We start from the raw sequence: 21,898 nt of genomic DNA, 5'->3' as shown, positions 1-21,898 counted from the left end.
TATTTCAAATATCATCTTTTAACATCAATTTATTTCGGAATAGCTCATGACAGAAGCACAGCGGCATCAAATCTTACTCGAACTCCTGGCGCAGATGGGGTTTGTTACCGTGGAACAAGTGATTGCCCGGCTGGGCGTTTCCCCTGCCACCGCGCGCCGGGATATTAATAAACTTGATGAAAGCGGGAAGCTGAAAAAAGTCCGTAACGGTGCGGAAGGGATCAGCCAACAACGCCCGCGCTGGTCTCCGATGAACATTCATCAGGCACAGAATCATGACGAGAAAGTGCGTATTGCCCGGGCCGCCTCCCAGCTGGTGAATCCCGGTGAAAGCGTGGTGATTAACTGTGGCTCAACTGCCTTTCTGCTGGGTCGCGAAATGTGCGGCAAGCCGGTGCAGATCATTACCAACTACCTGCCGCTGGCCAACTACCTCATCGATCAGGAGCACGAAAGCGTGGTGATCATGGGCGGACAGTACAACAAGAGCCAGTCCATTACCTTAAGTCCGCAGGACAGCGAGAACACGCTCTATGCCGGGCACTGGATGTTTACCAGCGGGAAAGGACTTACCGCCGAAGGGCTGTATAAAACCGATATGCTGACGGCGATGGCGGAACAGAACATGCTGAACGTGGTCGGCAAACTGGTGGTGCTGGTTGACAGCAGCAAGGTCGGGGAGCGCGCGGGGATGTTATTCAGCCGCGCCGAGCAGATAGACCTGGTGATCACCGGTAAAAGTGCTGACCCACAGATCCTCCAGAAACTGGAAGATCAGGGGGTGAAGATCCTGCGCGTTTAAAGATGCTGACGGAAAAACGCCACCGTGGCATCGAGGACAGTCGGCGTAATGCGATGTTTCACCCCTGCCTCCCACAGGCAGGTCAGGTTTTTGTCCAGCCCTTCATGCCGCAATGCCTGCTGCAAACGAAAGGTCTCTGCGGCGGGCACCACATCATCCTCTTCCCCGTGCCACAGCAGCAGCGGACGATCGGCCAGCCGGGGTAGCCTGGTCGTTACCTCCCAGTCGGCAAGCGGAGAGACCATCTCCGCGAAGGACGCAGATGGCTGTGGGGGGAACAGCGTAGGGGCTAGCGAGGTAAAGTAGCCAGAGCCCATCAGGCTTGCCACGCATTTCACCTCCGGATGGCGCGCCATGATGCCCAGCGCGGTCATCCCGCCCATCGAGGCCCCGGCCACCGCAAGACGTTCATCCGCCACCAGCCCAGCCTGATACAACCCATCCCGTAGCGCGGCAAATTCAGTGAGGTTGCCATGCAGGATCGGCCAGAACTGCCCCAGACGAGCCTGCTCATCCCCCGTAAAGCGTGCGCCATGATCCGGTGCATCCGGCATTACCACCCGAAAACCGGCCTGCGCCAGGGCAACCGCAAAATAGCTGTAGACCAGCTTTGATGAGGTAAAACCATGATAAAAAATAACAACCGGCAACGGCTGAGACAGTTTTCCCGCCGGAACGGCATGTACACTCTCAAGGTCGCCAAATTGTCGTATTTCAAGTTCAATCATCATTGGGCCTCATGCTAAAGGGTGATTTAAAATGTTGAGAACTGGATTACGCTTTCGCACAATTTTCATTCGAAATTTACGCCACAGCTAACAATTTGGGAACATTCCCCCAATCCTAAATCAACAGAGTTCTACACTATGGCTATCAGGAAACGAGATATGGTTATGCGATGGTTTGCTGCTTTATTGCTGATGCTGGTGTTGGGCGGATGTAGCGCGTTAGAAGGCACGCCACAGCCTGCACCACCGGTTGCCGACCACCCACAAGAAATTCGTCGTAATCAGACGGAAGGATTACAACGGATGGGTACCGTCACCGCACTTGAGCGAGGCTCTCCCGCAGATGTGGAAGATGCCATCAAAGCAAAAGCCGTCGCCGCGAAAGCAGATTACTACGTCATTATCCTTATCGATGAAACCATCGTGACGGGACAATGGTACTCGCAGGCCATTTTATACCGTAAATAACGCGCGGTATTTAAACGACATTTACACTGCTTTGCGTCCATAGACGTTTTCCTGTCCACAATAAACTCCATGCCTGGGACAATGGAAGCGAGTTTATTAGCGAAGGATTGCCCGGCGGATACCGGGGACACGTAAAATGGAGCTGACGATGAAACGATCTCTTGCTTTGACCTCACTGTTACTCTCAGCCGGTCTGGTGAGTACTGCCGCTCAGTCAGCCGAATTTGCCAGCGCTGATTGTGTGACGGGTTTGAATGAAATTGGACTGATTTCCGTGAGTGATATCTCAGGGAGTCCGCAGGATGTAGAGCGCATGATCGCGCTTAAAGCAGATGAACAGGGAGCGTCGTGGTATCGCATCATAACCATGCAGGAAGACAGCCATGTTGATCGCTGGCGGGTACAAGCCATTCTCTACGCCTGAAAAGCGCCGATAAAAAGCCACTAAAAAAGAGTGGCTTTTTAACATTTACAATTCTATTATCCTTGCCGCTACTACCCCGAGACATTCTTGTAACATTTTGTTACATAAACCCAATAAATGTTATCCCTGCTCTGCCGTTGAAAAGCGTTACCTTTTTAGCAATGAGCAATTTATGATCAACTTTTTTCGCCGTGCAGGTCTGGGCACAAAGCTATCGCTGCTTACCGGCTTGAGTGTCGCTACACTCTTTCTGCTTTTCACTTTTCTCCTGAGCTATAACACCAGTCAAAAACTCGAATCCCTGGCTATAGAAGACCTGCATAATCAGTCCACCGGCGTGGTGGACATGGTGCAGATGTTCAATACCAGCCTCACCGAAGAGGTGGAGAGCTATACCCGTCTGTTCACCACCTTTTTGCCGCAGCCGCTGAGCCTTGACGTCAGCCAGCCCCGCACCATCAACGGTCAGAACGTTCCGCTGCTGAAAGGCGGCGATACGGAACTCCATGAGAACAACACCACGCCCGATGATTTCCTGAATCGCACCGGTGCTATCTCGACGCTGTTTGTCCGCAACGGCGATGACTTCGTCCGCGTGGCAACCTCGCTGCGTAAAGAGAACGGCGATCGGGCCATCGGGACGGTACTGGATCATGCCAGTCCTGCCTGGGCGGTAGTCACCAAAGGTGAGGTTTATCGCGGCCTCGCCCTGCTGTTCGGCAAACGCTATATCACCCAGTATCAGCCGGTAAAAGACGCGGACGGGCAGGTAATCGCCATTATCTTCGTTGGGGTCGACATTACTCACTCGTGGAACGTCATGCGCGAGAAGATCCTCAGCCGTCGTCTGGGCGAGAGCGGTCACTTCTTTGTGCTGGACCGCAGTAACGGCAAAAATCACGGCCAGTACCTGTTCCATAGCGCAGAAGAGGGGCGGTTGCCGACGTGGGAGAACGGCGTTCAGCAGCAGCTGTTGGGGGATAAATCCGGCACCCTGGAGCGCCAGAGCGCCGATGGTCGCACGCTGATTATGGCCTGGACGCCGCTCCCGGGCTGGAACTGGACCATCGTGGGCGAGGTGGATAAAACCGTCCTGCTGGCCGATGTGACCAGCCTGCGGGATCGCTTCCTGCTGGCCGGCGTGGCCCTGTCCGCACTCTTTGCCATGCTGTTCGTGTTTATCATCCGCCGCTGGCTTTCACGCCCGCTGCGCGATGTGATTGGTCTGGCAGAACAATATGCTGCCGGCGATCTACGCGCTACCCTGCCTGCCACTCGTCAGGATGAGGTGGGCCAGCTGATCAATGCCATCAACGGCATTGGCGGCGGTCTGCAAAAAATCGTGCTGCAGGTGCGCGAAGCCGCGGGAGATATCCATCTGGGAACCAACGCCCTGGCAGCGGATACCAGCGAGATCTCTGAGCAGATCAACAAGCAGGCCAGCAGCGTGGAAGAGACCTCCGCCAGCATGGAGCAGCTGGCGGCCAGCGTGCAGCAGAATGCGGCCAATATGGAGCAGACCCAGCAGCTGGTGGGCGAAACCTCCCGGGCGGTGCATCAGGGCGGAGAGACCGTCAGCAATGCTGTTGCCACCATGGACGATATTCGCGAAGCATCGAAACGCATCGAAGCCATCACGCGGGTAATTGAAGGGATCGCTTTCCAGACCAATATTCTGGCGCTGAACGCCGCTGTAGAAGCCGCCCGGGCGGGAGAGCACGGTAAAGGCTTCGCCGTGGTGGCCCAGGAAGTCCGTGCCCTGGCAGCGCGCAGCGCCAATGCGGTGAAGGAGATTGAACAGCTGATTGGCGATACGCTCAGCAAGGTAAGCGAGGGCCACGCCCTGTCGGAGCAGACCCGGCATGCGATGGAGAGCATCATCGAGCACATCGACAATATCAATCAGCTGGTCACGGAGATAAACCATGCCTCCCGCGAGCAGTCGGCAGGCATTGGTCAGGTGAACCTGGCGATGACGCATATCGGCGAAGCGTCGCATATCAACGCCGACCGCGTCTCGCGCAGTGAACAGACGGCGCAGGTTCTGCGCGGGAAGGGTTCACACCTGACCGATCTGGTCAGCCTGTTCCGCCTGTAAGGATCAGGCCACGCCGCCCGTGGCGCGCAGCAGCAGGTCGTCCTGGACCTGCTCGCTGAGCAGGGATCCTCCCCGGGCGTCGAGCATTTCACGGCACCAGGCCTGCGCCACCGGCGGTGATGCATGGCGCAACATCTGTGCCCCCGCGCCCAGCAGGAAGATCTGCCGGGCGATCTCCCTTCCCTGCGCCTCCTGTGGTTTACGTAGCTTCTGCTGTAGCTGACGCCAGCTGCGATCGAAGTGCCGATCCTGCCCCTTCACGTCGGCAAAATCATCGGCCAGCAGATCCATCACCGCTGGCTGCTTCGCCAGCACCCGCAGCACATCCAGCCCCATGATATTGCCCGAGCCCTCCCAGATACTGTTGACCGGCATCTCCCGGTACAGGCGCGGCAGCTCGCTCTCTTCGCAATAGCCGATGCCGCCAAGGACCTCCATCGCTTCGGCGACGAACGGGATCCCCGCTTTACAGATCGCCAGTTTCGCGGCCGGGGTAAACAGCCGCGCCCACAGAGCTTCGTGCTCGCTGTCACGGCGATCCCAGGCCCGCGCCAGGCGGAACAGGAGCGCCGTCTGCCCCTCCAGCTGGAGCGCCATGCGACTTAACACATCGCGCATCAGCGGCTGATCGATCAGGTTTTTGCCAAAGGTCTGTCGCTGGTGGGCATGATATAACGCCACCGAGAATGCCCGGCGCATCAGGCCGTGGCTGCCCAGCGCGCAGTCGAAACGGGTGAGGCCGCCCATCTTCAGGATCTGGCGCACGCCTTCACCCTCTTCGCCCAGCAGCCAGCCGGTAGCGTCGAGAAACTCGGCTTCACTGCTGGCGTTGGAGCGGTTGCCCAGCTTGTCTTTCAGACGCTCCAGATGCACGGCATTGCGCAGGCCGTCAGGCAGAAAACGGGGAACGAAAAAGCACGACAGGCCGCCTTTCGTCTGTGCCAGCACCAGGTGCGCATCGCTTTGCGGCACCGAGAAAAACCACTTATGGCCCACCAGCCGGTAGCTGCCGTCGCTGCAGCGCTCTGCCCGGGTGGTATTGCTGAGGACATCCGATCCGCCCTGCTTTTCCGTCATCCCCATACCGATTAACAGACCGCGCTTCTGGTTGCCCGGCGCCAGATGGGAGTCATACCGATCGCTAAGGAGCGGCGTCAGCCAGTCGTGGAAGGATCGCGGTAACGCCTGTTGCAACAGCGGCGTGGCGGCATGGGTCATGGTGATCGGGCAGAGCGTGCCGGCTTCTACCTGCGCATGCAGGATAAAACGCGCTGCCCGGGCTACGAAGGCCCCTTTGCGCGCCTCCTCTTCCCACGCCAGGTTATGTACCCGGTTGGCGCAGAGGCCCTGCATCAGCAGATGCCACGCGGGATGAAAGCGCACATCGTCCAGCCGGGTTCCGCTGGCGTCAAAACGCAGCAGCTCGGGTGGATTGACGTTGGCGAGGCGGCCCAGTTCCAGTGATTCTGCGGTACCCAGCTGCTGGCCGATACTGGCGAGTAGCTCGGCGTCCCAGTCGGCACCTTCACGGCTGACCGCTTCACACAGGGCTCGGTCGGAAAGAAAAAGGTTGCTGTTGGTGAGTGGCGCAGGCTGATTAAAAACAGTGTGCGTCTGCCAGTGCATAATGTATCCCTCCTTCTATGGCAATGAGGTAATTATGGACAGAGCGGGCAGACGCTGCACGAAAGCGGTCGCAAAATATCGCCCCTTGCAAGCGTGAATTAGCTCACACAATGAACGAATAATAAATTTCTCATCTGTTTTTATGGTGAATAATTTATTCTTACCCTCATGGAGAGAATAACGATGCAATCCACTCAGCGGGCGCCGGATGCCCATAAGCGTGCTTTAGTTGCTGGCTCTATTGGTAACTTTATCGAATGGTATGAATTTGCAGTGTACAGTTTTCTGGCCACCGTGATTGCAAAAAACTTTTTCCAGCTCAGCGGTGAGGCCGGGCTGACCAGCCTGATCCTCACCTACGCCTCTTTTGCTATCGCCTTTTTCTTCCGTCCGCTGGGCGCCATCGTCTTCGGGCGGCTCGGCGATCGTATCGGGCGCAAGCCCACGCTGATCATCGTGCTGGTGATGATGACCCTGGCCACGGCGGCGATCGGCGTCGTGCCGGTGTATGCCAGTATCGGCATTACCGCGCCGCTGCTCATCACCAGCCTGCGGATCCTGCAGGGGCTGTTCGCCGGCGGCGAGTATGGCGGCGCAGTGTCGCTGATGACCGAGTTCGCTCCACGCGGCAAACGCGGACTGTACGGCGCATGGCAGTCCTTTACCGTTGCGCTGGGTCTGCTGGCCGGGGCGGGGATCGTGGCGCTGCTCTCGGCGTTGCTGACGCCAGAAGCTTTACACGACTGGGGCTGGCGCATCCCGTTCTTTATCGCCCTGCCGCTGGGGGCGGTGGCCCTGTGGCTGCGGGTGAGCATGGAAGAGACGCCGAGCTTCGTGAAACAGCAAACCAAACCGGTGGCGGTGAAGGCGCGGACCGGTGACACCCTGAAGGCCATCGTGATGGGGATCGGCCGGGTGATGGTGTGGTCTGCCGCGGGCTATACCTATCTGGTGATCATGCCCGCCTATCTGCAATCAGCCCTGCATACCGGCTTTAACCAGGCGCTACTGATTGCGGTGATCTCCAATATCGGCTTTGCGCTGACCATTATTCCGTCGGGGATCCTAAGTGACCGCATCGGACGGCGCACGGTAATGGTGATTGCCGCCGCACTGCTGCTGATCCTTGCCCTGCCGCTGCTGAAAATTTTGCAGGCGGAATCCAGCACCCTGGCGGTGAAAGCGATAGTGGTGCTGATTGCCGGTGGACTGGTGGGGATGCTGGCAGGGCCAGGACCCGCCATGTTGTCAGAGATGTTCCCGACGCGAGTGCTCTATACCGGGCTGGGGCTGGCTTATTCACTGTCGAACGCCATATTTTCGGGGTGCGCGGGCTTAATCATTACCGGACTGATAAAAGAGACCGGGAATCTGGATATTCCGGCGTATTACGTCATGGCGACGGCGGTGGTGAGTATTGTGGCGCTGATGACGCTCAGGAAGGATGACCATTTGCGGTCGCTGGAGGAGTGAGGTATGTGCCGGGTGGCGCTGCGCTTACCCGGCCTACGGAATCGAGCTTTTGTAGGCCGGGTAAGGCGAAGCCGCCACCCGGCACAACAGGCTACCCGCGCTGGCGCACCGCTTCAAACAGGCAGATGCCGGTTGCTACGGAGACGTTCAGGGACGAAACGCTGCCCGCCATCGGAATGCTGATCAGCTCATCGCAGTGCTCGCGGGTCAGACGACGCATACCTTCGCCTTCGGCACCCATCACCAGCGCCATGCGGCCGGTCATTTTGCTCTGGAACAGGGTATGGTCCGCTTCACCTGCGGTACCTACGATCCAGATATTCTCTTCCTGCAGCTGACGCATGGTGCGCGCCAGGTTGGTCACGCGGATCAGCGGCACATTTTCCGCCGCGCCACAGGCCACTTTTTTGGCCGTCGCGTTGAGCTGTGCGGAACGGTCCCGAGGCACGATCACCGCGTGGACACCCGCCGCATCAGCGCTGCGCAGGCAGGCACCGAGGTTGTGCGGATCGGTCACGCCGTCGAGGATCAGGAAGAACGGATTATCCAGAGTTGCGATGAGATCCGGCAGATCGTTTTCCTGATACTGGCGGCCCGGCTTCACGCGGGCGATGATCCCCTGGTGTACCGCGCCTTCGCTTTTCTCATCCAGATACTGACGGTTCGCCAGCTGGATCACCACGCCCTGCGCTTCCAGGGCATGGATCAGCGGCATCAGGCGTTTGTCTTCACGCCCTTTCAGAATAAATACTTCCTGAAAACGCTCCGGTGCGCGCTCCAGCAGGGCCTGCACCGCATGGATGCCGTAAATCATTTCACTCATTGATGATTCTCATTAATTACTGTTCTCCTCTCCCAAAAGGGAGAGGATCAAGGTCAGGGAAAATTATTCCGCTACTTTTTTCTTCGCTGCGCGCTTCGCTTTGGTCGCGGCGGCGATTTTCTGGGATTTAGCCGAGGGCTTTTTCGCTGCTCTGGCTTCTTTCTTCGCGGCCTTCGGCTTCTGTTTTTTCTCGCCGCGGAAGGCGCTGTCCGGCTCGAAGTTTACCTTTTTACCGGCCTGACGTCGTTTGCCGCTGGTTTTACCGGCAGTCCCTTTCTTCGCTTTCTCACGCTCGGTTTTACCCAGGTTGCGCGGCGCACGCTCGCTGGAGATCAGGCTGAAATCAATCTTGCGCTCGTCCATATTGACGGCTTCAACCTTCACTTCCACGCGATCGCCCAGACGATAGGTTTGACCGCCCGATTCGCCAATCAGACGCTGGCCGACCTGGTCAAAACGGTAGTAGTCATTATCCAGGCTGGAGACATGCACCAGACCATCAATGAACAGTTCATCAAGACGCACAAAGAAGCCAAAGCCGGTAACGCTGGCAATCACGCCCTTAAACACGTTCCCGACCTGATCCAGCATGAAGTCACACTTCAGCCAGTCAGCAACATCACGGGTCGCTTCATCCGCACGGCGTTCCGCCATCGAACAGTGCTGGCCCAGCTGCAGCATCTCTTCCATGGAGTAGTGGTAACCCCCGGTTTCCGTGGTGTTGCCCTTATGACCCTGCTCCTGCGCCAGCAGATATTTAATGGCGCGGTGCAGGGAGAGGTCCGGGTAACGACGGATCGGCGAGGTAAAGTGGGCGTATGACTGCAATGCCAGGCCGAAGTGGCCGCGGTTTTCCGGATCGTAAATCGCCTGCTTCATGGAGCGCAGCAGCATGGTTTGCAGCATTTCCGCGTCAGGACGATCGCTGATGGACTCCAGCAGCTCGGCGTAATCGCGCGGCTCGGGTTTGTTGCCGCCCGGCAGCTCAAGGCCCAGCTCCGCCAGCACGGTACGGAACGAGGTGATGGCTTCGGTGGTCGGTTTATCGTGAATACGGAACAGCGCGGGCTCTTTGGCTTTCTCAACGAAGCGCGCCGCGGAGATGTTCGCCAGGATCATGCACTCTTCAATCAGCTTGTGCGCATCGTTACGCTGGGTCTGTTCGATCCGCTCGATGCGACGTTCGGCGTTGAAGATGAACTTCGCCTCTTCACTCTCAAATGAGATACCGCCGCGCTCTTCACGCGCCTGATCCAGCACTTTATAGAGGTTATGCAGCTCTTCGATATGCTTCACCAGCGGCGCATACTGTTCACGCAGATCCTGGTCACCCTGCAGCATATGCCACACTTTGGTGTAGGTCAGGCGAGCATGTGAACTCATCACCGCTTCATAGAATTTGTAGCCGGTTAAACGCCCTTTGGTGGAGATGGTCATTTCACACACCATGCACAGACGGTCAACCTGCGGGTTGAGCGAGCATAAACCGTTGGAAAGCACTTCCGGCAGCATCGGCACAACCTGCGACGGGAAGTAAACCGAGGTGCCACGGTTGCGGGCTTCACCATCCAGCGGGGTGCCGGTCCGAACGTAATAGCTCACATCCGCAATCGCCACCCACAGGCGCCAGCCCCCGCCGCGTTTTTTCTCGCAGTAGACGGCGTCATCAAAGTCGCGGGCGTCTTCGCCATCAATAGTGACCAGCGGCAGGCTGCGCAGATCCACCCGGCCCGCTTTTGCCGATTCCGGTACCTGCTCTTTCAGGCCTTCAACCTGCTCTTCAACCGCTTTTGGCCAGACGTACGGAATTTCGTGGGTACGCAGCGCCATGTCCACGGCCATGCCGGTGCCCATGTTATCGCCCAGCACTTCGACGATCTTACCGATCGCTTTGGTACGGCGGGTTGGACGCTGGGTCAGTTCAACCACCACCACAAAGCCCATCCGCGCGCCCATCACCTCTTCCGGCGGAATCAGGATGTCAAAACTCAGACGACTGTCGTCCGGCACCACAAAACCGACACCGGCGTCGGTGAAGTAGCGGCCCACGATCTGGCTGGTTTTCGGCACCAGCACGCGCACCACGCGCGCCTCACGACGACCTTTACGATCGGCGCCCAGCGGCTGGGCCAGGATCTGGTCACCGTGAATGCACATCTTCATCTGTTCAGAGGAGAGGTACAGGTCGTCCTTGCGGCCTTCGACGCGCAGGAAGCCGAAACCATCACGGTGACCAATCACCATGCCTTTCAGCAGGTCGAGACGTTCAGGCAGGGCATAGCACTGACGGCGGGTAAAGACCAGTTGTCCGTCACGCTCCATAGCGCGCAGACGACGGCGAAGGGCTTCAATTTGCTCTTCGCCTTCAATGTTTAATTCAACGGCAAGTTCTTCACGATTAGCGGGTTTTTCGCGTTTAGTTAAGTGTTCAATGATGAACTCGCGGCTTGGGATAGGATTAGCGTATTTTTCAGCTTCGCGTTCCTGGAAAGGATCTTGTGACATATCGGTTCCTCCGTTGTCATCTCCGGTGGAAATTTTCTTCATTCCACCAGCAATAATTTATACAGCGGTTGATTCTCTTCAACCAAATCGGCCAGCGTGTAGTTATCCAGCTCCATGAGAAAACTTTGCACGGCCTTAGAAAGCGCCTGTTTCAGACGACAGGCGGGGGTAATGTGGCAGAACTCGCTGCTGCAGTTCACCAGAGACAACGGCTCCAGTTCACGTACCACATCGCCAACACGAATACTCTGTGCCGGTTTACCGAGGCGGATGCCGCCATTTTTCCCTCGGACGGCAGCAACATATCCGGCACGGCTAAGTTGATTGATTATTTTGACCATATGATTACGGGACACACCGTACACCTCTGTCACCTCAGAGATACTGGTCATCTGCCCATCGGGTAACGACGCCATGTAGATCAGCGCGCGTAATCCGTAATCGGTGAAACTTGTTAACTGCACATCAACCTCAGGAAAAGGGTAAATCGCGGTGTATCCGCAGAGATATTCATTAATGATGATAAACCAGCCAGATAGTCAACGGCGAATTTATTTAAACTGAAAGGAGGGAAGGAGAAGGAAAAAGCCGGATACGCGATGCTTATCCGGCCTACGATGGGGTTTTGTAAGCCCGGCAAGCGCAACGCCGCCGGGCAAAACCATCATTATGCGTCGAACGGATCGCGCAGAATCATCGTTTCACTACGGTCCGGGCCGGTAGAGATAATATCAATCGGCACACCGGTCAGTTCTTCAATGCGCTGGATATAATCCAGTGCCGCCTGCGGCAGGCCGCTACGCTCTTTCACGCCGAAGGTGGTTTCAGACCAGCCTGGCATGGTTTCGTAGATTGGCTCAATGCCCTGCCAGTCATCAGCTGCCAGCGGAGTGGTGGCCACTTCGCGGCCATCCGGCATACGATAGGCAACGCAGATTTTCACTTCTTTCAGGCCGTCCAGGACGTCCAGTTTGGTCAGGCAGAAGCCAGACAGGGAGTTGATCTGCACCGCACGGCGCACAGCAACCGCATCCAGCCAGCCGGTACGACGACGACGACCGGTGGTCGCGCCAAACTCGTTACCCTGCTTGCAGAGGAACTCGCCGATGTCATCAAACAGCTCGGTCGGGAATGGACCCGCACCCACGCGAGTGGAGTAAGCTTTGATGATACCCAGAACGTAATCCACATAACGTGGGCCCAGGCCAGAGCCGGTTGCCACGCCACCCGCGGTGGTGTTTGAGGAAGTTACGTACGGATAGGTACCGTGGTCGATATCCAGCAGCGTACCCTGCGCACCTTCGAACATGACGAAATCGCCACGCTGACGCGCCTGGTCCAGCAGATCGGAAACATCAACAACCATACCGGTCAGGATGTCGGCAACCGCCATCACATCGTCCAGTACTTTCTGGTAGTCAACCGCGTCAACTTTATAGAAATTCACCAGCTGGAAGTTGTGATATTCCATCACTTCTTTCAGTTTTTCAGCAAAGGTGGCTTTGTCGAACAGGTCGCCAACGCGCAGACCGCGACGGGCAACTTTATCTTCGTAAGCCGGGCCGATACCACGACCGGTGGTACCGATCGCTTTCGCGCCACGCGCTTTTTCACGAGCCAGGTCCAGCGCAACGTGGTAGTCGAGGATCAGCGGACAGGCTTCGGAGAGCAGCAGACGTTCGCGAACCGGGATGCCACGGTCTTCCAGGCCTTTCATCTCTTTCATCAGCGCAGCAGGAGACAGCACAACACCGTTACCGATGATGCTGGTCACATTGTCACGAAGAATGCCTGATGGAATAAGATGGAGGACGGTTTTTTCACCGTTGATTACGAGAGTATGGCCCGCGTTGTGACCACCCTGATAACGCACAACAAATTTAGCACGTTCAGTCAGAAGATCGACGATCTTCCCTTTACCTTCGTCACCCCATTGGGTGCCCAGTACGACGACGTTGTTACCCATTTTTCAAAATCACCGATTGCTTAAAAATGGATTCTACCATCGGTTTTGATGATGTTCAGCTTTTTTTGTATACAAATTTCGTCGAAATTGACGGGTTCATCAGCAGTTAAACGATTACCTCAATATCTTGTGTGACAGACCGATTCTTATCACAAGCGGTGCGGTAGAGACGTAATAATGCCGTGTTGAAATAGTCACAATATCTATTTCATCTTCAGAAATTACCGCTTTCTGTTATGCGCCAATGTGATTCAAAGAGATGAGATAAAATTCACAACCCACTGGTATTGCTGAATATTTCAAAGGTTGTCAGGATCGTTTCGCGCCGCCAGAGGGCGGAGCTAAATAACTAAATAATTAGGATGATTATAATGAAAGAATTAACAGCGTTTGAAATTGAATGTGTCAGCGGTGCTGGCTGGCTGCAGGATGGTCTGGCTTCTTTAGGTAGCAAAATTGGGACTGCTGCATGGTCAATGGGTACCGATCTGCTGAGTGTTGACCTGCCGCTGATTGGCACCGTTAATCTTTCCACTATCGCCCCGGACCTGGGAGAAAAAGTGGGTTCAACCATTGGTTCTACTGTGGGTGGTATGATTGAATCAACCCTGGCAAGCCTGCCAATTGTCGGCGGCCTGCTGAATAAACTGCTGGGTAACTAAACCTTACTTTTGTGGTAAAAAAATGGCGCCTCAGTGAGGCGCCATTTTAGTTTTAGCGGCTGGCAGCAGGTGATTTCATGTAGCGGAAGAAATCGCTGTCCGGGCTCAGCACCATCACATCCTGGTTGCTCTGGAAGCTGCTTTCGTAAGCGCGCAGGCTACGGATAAAGGCGTAGAAGTCTGGATCCTGGCTGAACGCATCGGCGAACAGTTTTGCCGCTTCAGCATCACCTTCACCACGCATTATACGACCCTGACGCTCAGCTTCCGCCAGCGTTTTAGTGACTTCATAGTCTGCCGTTGCGCGCAGCTTTTCAGCCTCTTCCTGACCCTGTGAACGATGGCGACGGGCTACAGCTTCACGCTCAGCGCGCATACGGTTGTAGATCGCTTCAGACACCTCGGCCGGGAGGTTGATCTGCTTGATACGCACGTCAACCACTTCAATACCCAGCGCAGCCATACTGTTCGGGTTGATCACCGGCACTTTGCCGTTGGTTTCAGCCTGAACGCGCTCGGCGGCTTTGGCAATCGCATCGTCTGCTGCCGGTGTTTCGACTTCATCTTCTGTGCCTGCGGATCCAGAGTTCAGCGCATCGCGCACTTCCAGGGTCAGACGACCACGGGAGTCGGTCACGATGTCTTTCACATCCAGACGACCAATCTCAGAACGCAGACGGTCAGAGAACTTACGTTTCAGCAGAACTTCCGCCTGAGAGACGTCACCGCCGCCTGTTGCCAGGAAGTAGCGGCTGAAATCACTGATACGCCATTTGATGTAAGAATCAACGATCAGGTCTTTCTTCTCTTTAGTCACGAAACGGTCGGCCTGGTTATCCATCGTCTGGATACGCGCATCAAGCGTTTTCACGGACTGGATAAAAGGAACCTTAAAGTGCAGGCCCGGCTCATAGATCACCGGGCGCTTGTCACCGTCACGCACGACGCTGCTGAACTGGAATTTAATCCCTCGCTCGCCCTCTTTCACCACAAAGATCGAGGTGTAAAGCACGACCAGTACGATAATGATGATCGCAATAACTGACTTACGCATCCTTATTCCCCCTGACGCTGGTAGTCGTTACGCTGCGCGTTAGCACGGCGTTGGTCCATAATGTCACCATCGTTAGAAGAAGGCGTTGTGTTCGCGCTGGCGCTGCCTGATGAGGCAGGAGGCAGACGCAGCAGATTGTTGGCACCGCTGTTATCGTTTTTCGCCGGAGCGTTACCGCCTTTCAGCATCTGATCCAGCGGCAGAACCATCAGGTTGCCATTTTTGCTGTCATTAACCAGTACCTTACGAGTATGGCTTAGCACTTTCTCCATGGTCTCGATATAGAGACGCTCACGGGTAATTTCCGGAGCCGCTTTATATTCTGGCAGGATGCGCGCAAAGCGAGCCACTTCACCCTGTGCTTCCAGCACGGTCTGCGTCTTATAAGCACGCGCCTCTTCGAGAATACGCTGGGCCTGGCCGTTCGCACGCGGCTGTACTTCGTTGGTGTAGGCTTCTGCTTCACGGATGTACTGCTGTTCGTTTTCACGGGCAGCAATGGCATCGTCAAACGCCGCTTTCACCTCTTCCGGTGGACGAGCAGCCTGGAAGTTAACGTCCAGCAGGGTGATACCCATGTTGTACGGACGAATAGTCTCTTCCAGCTCGCGCTGGGTATCGCTACGAATAACGGTACGACCTTCAGTCAGGATGCGGTCCATGGTGTATTTGCCGATCACGCCGCGCAGGGCGCTGTCGGTAGCCTGACGCAGGCTGTCGTCCGCGCTGGCCACGCTAAACAGGTAGCGTTCCGGATCGGTCACGCGGTACTGCACGTTCATCTCAACGCGCACCACGTTTTCGTCAGACGTCAGCATCACGCCGGATGCCGCCAGCTCACGCACCGATTCAACGTTCACCGCCGTGACGTCATCAATAAAGGTTGGTTTCCAGTTCAGGCCTGGCTCAACCAGATGGCTGAATTTACCAAAACGGGTAACAACACCGCGTTCGGCTTCTTTGATAGTGTAGAACCCGCTGGCAGCCCAGATAATTACGGCTGCTGCCGCAACAATAGTCACCACGCGACCGCCCATATGAGGACGCGGCCCCTGGCCAGTACCGCCGCCAGTGCCTTTACCACCGCCAAGACCGCCCAGCTTTTTACTCAGCTTGCGGAAGATATCATCCAGATCGGGTGGCCCCTGCTCACGACCACCTTTGTTGCCATTTCCCCCGGAGTTGCCGCCTTGATTATTGCTGCTCCCCCACGGGTCGCGGTCTTGTCCGTTATTACCGGGCTGATTCCACGCCATGTATGTGCTCCATATTTGTTATGCGGTGATATACCTTCAAACGCCTGGCATGCCGGGGCATCCACTGCGATGCAGGTATCCCAAAGGGCAAAAACCTTCAGGCATCTCCTTTCCGGTCAGACGACGTAGTCGACCAGCGCAGGTTCTTGTTTACAGAGGCGACGCCAGTCAACGATCGGCATACGCACTTGCAACCCCACGCTGCCGTCATCCTCCATCCACTCTTTTTCTATCGCCTGAAGCTGATAAAAACGGCTGCGCAGTCGGCCTTCCTCGGGCGGTAAACGCAGCGTGTGCTGAGCCACTTCACCGGAAAGACGTTCTGTTAAGGCCTGGAAAAGCAGTGGTACACCAACACCGGTCTGGGCAGAAAGCCAGACCCGAATCGGTATGTTCTCTTCATTCCTGTCGATACGCGGCTCGAAGCCGTCCAGCATATCGATTTTGTTCATTACCAGCAGCGTCGGGATCTCGTGCGCGTCAATTTCTTCCAGCACAATATTCACTGCATCAATGTTTTCCTGCAGGCGTACATCCGCAGCGTCAATAACGTGCAACAGCAACGTCGCCTGACGGGTCTCCTGCAGGGTGGCTTTAAATGCGGCCACCAGATCGTGCGGCAGATGACGGATAAAACCAACGGTATCCGCCAGCACGGTTTCTCCGACATCCGCCACGTCAATGCGGCGCAGCGTCGGATCCAGGGTTGCAAACAGCTGGTCTGCGGCATACACCTGGGCCTCAGTTATCTGGTTAAACAGGGTGGATTTACCTGCGTTGGTATAACCGACAAGCGACACCGTCGGAATGTCTGCTTTTTGTCGCGATCGGCGCCCCTGCTCACGTTGCTTCTCCACTCTTTCGAGCCGTGAGAGGATCTGGGTTATACGGCCACGTAACAAGCGGCGGTCGGTTTCGAGCTGGGTTTCACCCGGGCCGCGCAAACCAATCCCGCCTTTCTGTCTTTCAAGGTGTGTCCAGCCGCGCACCAGGCGCGTTGCCAGATGGCGCAACTGCGCCAGCTCAACCTGCAATTTCCCCTCATGGGTACGTGCACGTTGAGCAAAAATGTCTAAAATCAAACCCGTCCGATCGATAACCCGGCATTCACACAGACGTTCCAGGTTGCGTTCCTGGGCCGGCGTCAGGGCGTGATCAAAAAGCACGACTGATGCGCCAGTCGCTTTAACGGCATCCGCAATCTCTACTGCTTTACCTTCACCAACAAAATACTTTGGGTGCGGCGCTTTACGGCTACCGGTAATCACCTGCATTGCTTCGACACCGGCGGAAGAGACCAGAGATTCAAACTCTTGGAGATCTTCCATATCTTTGTCTTGCGAAAAATAGATGTGTACCAGCACCGCCTGCTCACCGGCATCGTAACGGTCAAACAAGCGTAAACCTCTCAAAAAAGATCAGCGGGGAACGCAGAAAACCTGGCTCCCCGATATGGAAATAACAGCCAGTAACCTTATTCGGTTTCTTCACTGTCCTGCGCAGGCGCAGAAGAACCCTGCGCGTTGCTGCCATGATGGTAGTTACTGGAACCGCCGCCAGCGTTATTGCTGTGATGAGATACCGGGCGAGACGGAACAACAGTAGAAATCGCGTGCTTGTAGACCATCTGGCTGACCGTGTTTTTCAACAGGATCACGAACTGATCGAAAGACTCAATCTGACCTTGCAGCTTAATACCATTCACCAAATAAATAGAAACTGGAACACGTTCACGACGCAGTGCGTTCAAGAACGGATCTTGTAAAGATTGCCCCTTAGCCATTCTATCTTTTCCTTATATGCTTGTTTTGTACTTAGAACCTTGCGATTCTGAAAAATTGCGCACGATACGGCTTAATTGTACACATTCAGTCTGCGATATCACCAACAACCTGTAATACATCATGTAACGCCTGTTGTGGCTTTTCACTGTCTAACCAGTGAACACCGTCCCAACCGCGCAACCAGGTTATCTGGCGTTTCGCCAACTGTCTCGTGGCGCAAATACCTCGATAAACCATTTCATCATGTGAAATCTCACCTTCAATGTATGACCACATCTGGCGATAACCCACACAACGAATGGAAGGCATATCCGTATGCAAATCTCCACGGGCAAATAGCGCCCGCACTTCTGCTTCAAAATCTGAAGCTAACATCTGATGAAAACGCTGCTCAATTCGCTGATGGAGCAGTTCACGGCTCGCCGGGGCGATGGCGAACTGATGCACCTGATACGGCAGAGCCTCTCCTGACGTTTGCGTCAGTTCCGTTAAAGTTTTACCCGAAATGAAAAAAACTTCCAGTGCCCGGGAAAGCCTTTGCGGATCATTTGGATGAATACGTGCTGCGGCAACCGGGTCGATCTCAGTCAGTTGCTCGTGCAGCGCACCCCATCCCTGCTCTGCCGCCTGTTGCTCAATCTTTGCTCTTACCGCCGGGTCTGCCGATGGCAATGGCGACAACCCTTCCAGTAAGGCCTTGAAATAGAGCATTGTTCCACCCACTAACAGGGGAATACGTCCTGCTGCGGTGATCTCTGCCATCTGGGCCAGCGCATCGCGACGAAAATCTGCCGCTGAGTAAGCCTGCGCCGGGTCGAGAATATCCAGTAATCGGTGCGGTGCCGCGCGTAACTCGTCTGCGTTAGGCTTTGCCGTACCGATATCCATCCCCTGATAAATAAGGGCGGAATCAACGCTAATCAACTCTACTGGCAAAACTTTACGTAACTCAATGGCTAACGCGGTTTTACCGGAGGCCGTTGGCCCCATCAAAAATATCGCCTTTGGCAGGCTGGTATTACTCAAGTCACTCATTTTTCAGGGCGTTCATCGCCAAATGTAGATCTACAGGTTGCAACAAACCACCCGGCGGCGCTTTCACCAGCTGCGGGCAGAGGCGTTCGACCTCCGCCAGCACCGTGATCGCCTGCGCCATATTCCACGACGAATGCTCGCTGGCCAGCTGGCGGGCGATCCACTGCGCGGTGTTGGCGGCATCAAACGTCGTTTGTTGCGCCAGGTAGCCTATCAGTTCAGGAATCAAGTTTTGTAAATTTTGTTGGCGTAAGGGTAAAGGCACCGCCCGAAGCGTGACATGGTGCGCTTCGGTTACGACTTCGATACCCATTTCAGCCAGCGGCTTTTGATAGCGCTGGATGACCTGCGTCTCTTGCGCTGAGATTTTTATCCGCACCGGAATCAGCAGCGGCTGGGCACAGGCCTGGTGTGGCCCGGGCGCAAGCTGCGCCTGTTTTAACCAGCGTTCGGCTACCGGCAGGGATAACAGCGCCAGCTGGCCGTCACGCTCCAGCAGGGCCGCATCTGGCGATACAATGGTCAGCACCCGGCCAAAGCTCTGGCTATGCCCCACCAGCGTAGAGGCCGCAGGCGCGACATCCTCTGTTTTCTGCGCAGGGGCCGGGGTATCAAGCAGCGTCCGATAGACCGCCCCCGCCTGCTTCTGATAACCCGGCTGCGCATGCGGGTAGCTGGCGCCCGACGCGCGAGGGGCTGCGCCGCCGGATGCAAAGCGCGGTGCGGCTGGCTCACGCGCGACAGCCGGTTCGGCAAACTGGTTTCTTCCCGCCGCAACGCGGTTTTCCGGAATGGGACGCGGCGCAGGCTCCACCTCACTCAACGGGAGAGTTGGCTCAGCCTGCTGCTGCAGGACGCTCAGCACGCCCTGGTAGATAAAGTCATGCACCAGCCGCGACTGATGAAAACGCACCTCATGCTTCGCCGGATGGACATTAACATCCACCTGATGCGGGTCGATTTCAAGATAGAGTACAAAAGCGGGCTGCTCTCCGGCACCGAGTTTATCCTCGCAGGCCTGGCGGATAGCATGGTTGATCAAACGGTCACGCATCATGCGCCCATTTACGTAGCAATACTGGATCTCAGCAAAAGCCGCACTGCTCGCTTTCGGATCGGCCACCCAGCCGCGCAGGGTAAGATCTCCATGCTGCCACTCGATGGCCAGCGCCTGTTCAAGAAACGGCGTGCCGCAGATGGCGCCCAGCCGGCGCTCTTTCTGCCCGCCCTGCGCCACAGCGCGGTACTGGCGCATCATCTTGCCGTTATGGCTCAGATTGATGGTGACATCGAAACGCGCCAGGGCGATGCGGCGAATAATCTCGTCGATATGGCCGAATTCGGTTTTCTCGGTGCGCATAAACTTGCGCCGCGCCGGAGTGTTGTAGAACAGATCCAGCACTTCCAGCGTCGTTCCCACCGGGTGTGCGGCAGGTTTCACCGTCACGTCCATATCCCTGCCTTCGGCGTAAGCCTGCCAGGCTTCCGGCTGTTCGGCGGTACGGGAGGTGAGCGTCAGACGCGAGACGGAGCTGATACTGGCCAGCGCTTCGCCGCGGAAACCGAGACTGATAATGGCTTCGAGATCGTCGAGAGAGGCGATTTTGCTGGTTGCGTGACGAGCCAGCGCCAGCGCCAGCTCCTCTTTTTTAATACCGCAGCCGTTATCGCGGATCCGAATAAGTTTCGCACCGCCGCGTTCAATATCAATGTCGATACGGGTTGCTCCCGCATCGAGACTGTTTTCCACCAGCTCTTTCACTACCGACGCAGGTCGCTCTACCACCTCACCGGCGGCGATTTGGTTCGCAAGCTGCGGCGGCAGAACCTGAATCGGCATGAAATCTCCTTAGTTGGTCGAGGTCGACTCGCCCGGTAATACGGCGCTGGCGGTCTGCCCCGCGCCACTCTGCGGTGCAGACTGGAGCGGATGCGTATCAAAATACTTACGCAGGCCTTTATAAATCGCTTCGGCAATCTGCTGCTGGTAGCTGTCGCTGCCCAGCAAACGCTCTTCGCCGTTATTACTGATAAAGCCCGTTTCCACCAGAATGGACGGGATATCCGGCGAACGCAGCACGCCCAGGCTGGCATGTTCCGGGCGGCGCTTGTGCAGGGAACCGACGCTTTGCAGCTGATTCAGGACGTTAGTCGCCACATCATACCCGACACGCTGAGAATGGCCGAACTGTAAATCCAGTACCGCCTGACTCAGGTAGGGATCCGACTGGCTGTTCGCCAGCACATCACCTGCCCCGCCTAACAGTTCGGATTGTTTTTCATGTTCCTCAAGCCAGTTTGCCATTTCGCTGTTAGCGCGACGGTTGGAAAGCACCCATACGGATGCCCCCGTCGCGTTGCGGTTGGGAGCGGCATCGGCATGCACAGAGACCAGGAAATTTGCATTCTGCTGACGCGCGACGTCAGAACGCCCCATGACCGAGATAAAATAATCGCCGTCGCGGGTCAGGACGCCTTTAAACATCGGGTCGTCGTTCAGCAGTGTCCGCAGCTTACGGGCAATGGCGATGGTCACGTTCTTCTCACGCGTACCACCCGGCCCGATGGCGCCAGGATCCTCGCCACCGTGTCCGGCATCAATCGCAATAATGACTTTATCACCGTTTACCTGGCGCGCCTGCGCTGCAGGACGGGTCACCGTGTTGCTGCTGGTGACGCTGGTAATACGATCGCTGCCGGATTTAAACGGATTGCGGGCCGGCTCTGAAGGGCGCGGCGCCACGACAGGTGCTTCCACCCGCTTCGCCACCACTGGAGGAGGAGGCGGCGGCGGCGGTGCATCGGCATTGATGGTAAAGATCACCATATAGTTCGCGCCATTCTGTTGCTTAACCGCCCGGGTCTTGCCGTTTTGGGTTAAATCGACCACCAGACGCAGGGACTGATCGTCTTTCGGCGTACCGGAACGAATGCTGTGCACCAGGTTGTTGCCGCTGAACTGGAGCGGCAGCCCCTTAATGACGCCGGTCTGTTTAATATCCAGCGCGACGCTGCGTTTATCGTCCTGCGAAAACGCATACTCAGGATCGCCCATAAAGCTGAAGGTGATCCTGGCCTGATTGTCGCCGTTGGACACCTGAATATCGGACAAGGTTGCTGCCCCGGCCTGCGCACAAAACAGCACCGTTGCAGCCATCAACCAACTCTTAACGCGATTAATCATCCCGTTATCT

Annotated in this window: 19 protein-coding genes; 6 read left to right on the top strand and 13 right to left on the bottom strand. The window is 56.2% G+C overall.

Features of this window, described 5'->3' with window-relative positions:
* Positions 1 to 46 precede the first annotated feature (46 nt).
* Positions 47 to 802: an HTH-type transcriptional regulator UlaR gene (gene ulaR / locus ES815_RS11875; RefSeq protein ID WP_142487967.1), complete on the top strand. Its 756-nt coding sequence runs from the start codon at positions 47 to 49 to the stop codon at positions 800 to 802.
* Here ulaR and yjfP read toward each other — a convergent pair.
* On the bottom strand, positions 799 to 1,530 hold the full coding sequence (yjfP, locus tag ES815_RS11870) for an esterase (protein ID WP_142490048.1): 732 nt from the start codon (positions 1,528 to 1,530) through the stop codon (positions 799 to 801). The genes ulaR and yjfP overlap by 4 nt on opposite strands.
* 138 nt (positions 1,531 to 1,668) lie before the next feature.
* Between yjfP and bsmA the strand changes: the two genes are divergently transcribed.
* From bsmA to ES815_RS11855, 3 genes are all read left to right on the top strand, one after another.
* Positions 1,669 to 1,998 carry a biofilm peroxide resistance protein BsmA gene (gene bsmA, locus ES815_RS11865; RefSeq protein WP_142487966.1) on the top strand — a complete coding sequence of 110 codons (330 nt, stop codon included), beginning with the start codon at positions 1,669 to 1,671 and terminating at the stop codon, positions 1,996 to 1,998.
* 136 nt (positions 1,999 to 2,134) lie between these two features.
* Complete coding sequence (gene yjfN, locus ES815_RS11860; protein WP_142487965.1) at positions 2,135 to 2,422, top strand: DUF1471 family protease activator YjfN; 288 nt, start codon at positions 2,135 to 2,137, stop codon at positions 2,420 to 2,422.
* Positions 2,423 to 2,594: 172 nt separating this feature from the next.
* Positions 2,595 to 4,520 (top strand): methyl-accepting chemotaxis protein, encoded by a 1,926-nt coding sequence (locus ES815_RS11855; RefSeq protein ID WP_142487964.1) that lies wholly within the window; start codon positions 2,595 to 2,597, stop codon positions 4,518 to 4,520.
* Positions 4,521 to 4,523: 3 nt separating this feature from the next.
* Here the strand turns inward: ES815_RS11855 and ES815_RS11850 are convergent, their stop codons facing one another.
* Positions 4,524 to 6,146, bottom strand: coding sequence for an isovaleryl-CoA dehydrogenase (locus ES815_RS11850; RefSeq protein ID WP_142487963.1), 1,623 nt, complete (start codon positions 6,144 to 6,146; stop codon positions 4,524 to 4,526).
* A gap of 183 nt (positions 6,147 to 6,329) precedes the next feature.
* On the opposite strand from ES815_RS11850, the gene ES815_RS11845 reads away from it, so the two are divergent.
* A complete protein-coding gene (locus ES815_RS11845) occupies positions 6,330 to 7,619 on the top strand; it encodes an MFS transporter (protein WP_142487962.1) in 1,290 nt (429 codons plus the stop codon).
* A gap of 91 nt (positions 7,620 to 7,710) precedes the next feature.
* On the opposite strand, the gene rlmB is transcribed toward ES815_RS11845, so the two are convergent.
* The 4 genes from rlmB to ES815_RS11825 form a co-directional block, all read right to left on the bottom strand.
* Positions 7,711 to 8,442 (bottom strand): 23S rRNA (guanosine(2251)-2'-O)-methyltransferase RlmB, encoded by a 732-nt coding sequence (gene rlmB / locus ES815_RS11840; RefSeq protein ID WP_142487961.1) that lies wholly within the window; start codon positions 8,440 to 8,442, stop codon positions 7,711 to 7,713.
* 63 nt (positions 8,443 to 8,505) lie between these two features.
* Complete coding sequence (rnr, locus tag ES815_RS11835; RefSeq protein WP_142487960.1) at positions 8,506 to 10,947, bottom strand: ribonuclease R; 2,442 nt, start codon at positions 10,945 to 10,947, stop codon at positions 8,506 to 8,508.
* A gap of 38 nt (positions 10,948 to 10,985) precedes the next feature.
* A complete protein-coding gene (gene nsrR, locus ES815_RS11830) occupies positions 10,986 to 11,411 on the bottom strand; it encodes a nitric oxide-sensing transcriptional repressor NsrR (RefSeq protein ID WP_142487959.1) in 426 nt (141 codons plus the stop codon).
* 203 nt (positions 11,412 to 11,614) lie between these two features.
* Positions 11,615 to 12,913 (bottom strand): adenylosuccinate synthase, encoded by a 1,299-nt coding sequence (locus tag ES815_RS11825; RefSeq protein ID WP_142487958.1) that lies wholly within the window; start codon positions 12,911 to 12,913, stop codon positions 11,615 to 11,617.
* Positions 12,914 to 13,284: 371 nt separating this feature from the next.
* Between ES815_RS11825 and ES815_RS11820 the strand changes: the two genes are divergently transcribed.
* Positions 13,285 to 13,575: a hypothetical protein gene (locus tag ES815_RS11820; RefSeq protein WP_142487957.1), complete on the top strand. Its 291-nt coding sequence runs from the start codon at positions 13,285 to 13,287 to the stop codon at positions 13,573 to 13,575.
* Between the two features lie 52 nt (positions 13,576 to 13,627).
* On the opposite strand, the gene hflC is transcribed toward ES815_RS11820, so the two are convergent.
* The 7 genes from hflC to amiB form a co-directional block, all read right to left on the bottom strand.
* Positions 13,628 to 14,629 carry a protease modulator HflC gene (gene hflC / locus ES815_RS11815; RefSeq protein WP_142487956.1) on the bottom strand — a complete coding sequence of 334 codons (1,002 nt, stop codon included), beginning with the start codon at positions 14,627 to 14,629 and terminating at the stop codon, positions 13,628 to 13,630.
* Between the two features lie 2 nt (positions 14,630 to 14,631).
* Complete coding sequence (hflK, locus tag ES815_RS11810; RefSeq protein ID WP_142487955.1) at positions 14,632 to 15,885, bottom strand: FtsH protease activity modulator HflK; 1,254 nt, start codon at positions 15,883 to 15,885, stop codon at positions 14,632 to 14,634.
* Between the two features lie 116 nt (positions 15,886 to 16,001).
* Positions 16,002 to 17,282 carry a ribosome rescue GTPase HflX gene (gene hflX, locus ES815_RS11805; RefSeq protein ID WP_142487954.1) on the bottom strand — a complete coding sequence of 427 codons (1,281 nt, stop codon included), beginning with the start codon at positions 17,280 to 17,282 and terminating at the stop codon, positions 16,002 to 16,004.
* 77 nt (positions 17,283 to 17,359) lie between these two features.
* Entirely contained in the window at positions 17,360 to 17,668 is a 309-nt protein-coding gene (gene hfq, locus ES815_RS11800; RefSeq protein WP_032616179.1) for an RNA chaperone Hfq, read from the bottom strand.
* A gap of 85 nt (positions 17,669 to 17,753) precedes the next feature.
* Entirely contained in the window at positions 17,754 to 18,704 is a 951-nt protein-coding gene (gene miaA, locus ES815_RS11795) for a tRNA (adenosine(37)-N6)-dimethylallyltransferase MiaA (RefSeq protein WP_142487953.1), read from the bottom strand.
* Entirely contained in the window at positions 18,697 to 20,544 is a 1,848-nt protein-coding gene (gene mutL / locus ES815_RS11790) for a DNA mismatch repair endonuclease MutL (RefSeq protein ID WP_142487952.1), read from the bottom strand. The genes miaA and mutL overlap by 8 nt, the downstream gene beginning before the upstream one ends.
* Positions 20,545 to 20,553: 9 nt before the next feature.
* Positions 20,554 to 21,888 carry an N-acetylmuramoyl-L-alanine amidase AmiB gene (gene amiB / locus ES815_RS11785; protein WP_142487951.1) on the bottom strand — a complete coding sequence of 445 codons (1,335 nt, stop codon included), beginning with the start codon at positions 21,886 to 21,888 and terminating at the stop codon, positions 20,554 to 20,556.
* Positions 21,889 to 21,898 lie beyond the last annotated feature (10 nt).

This window comes from Leclercia adecarboxylata, assembly GCF_006874705.1.
Lineage (GTDB): Bacteria > Pseudomonadota > Gammaproteobacteria > Enterobacterales > Enterobacteriaceae > Enterobacter > Enterobacter adecarboxylatus_C.
The sequence above is the reverse complement of the archived record's forward strand: the minus strand, read 5'-3'. Positions and strand labels throughout refer to the sequence as shown.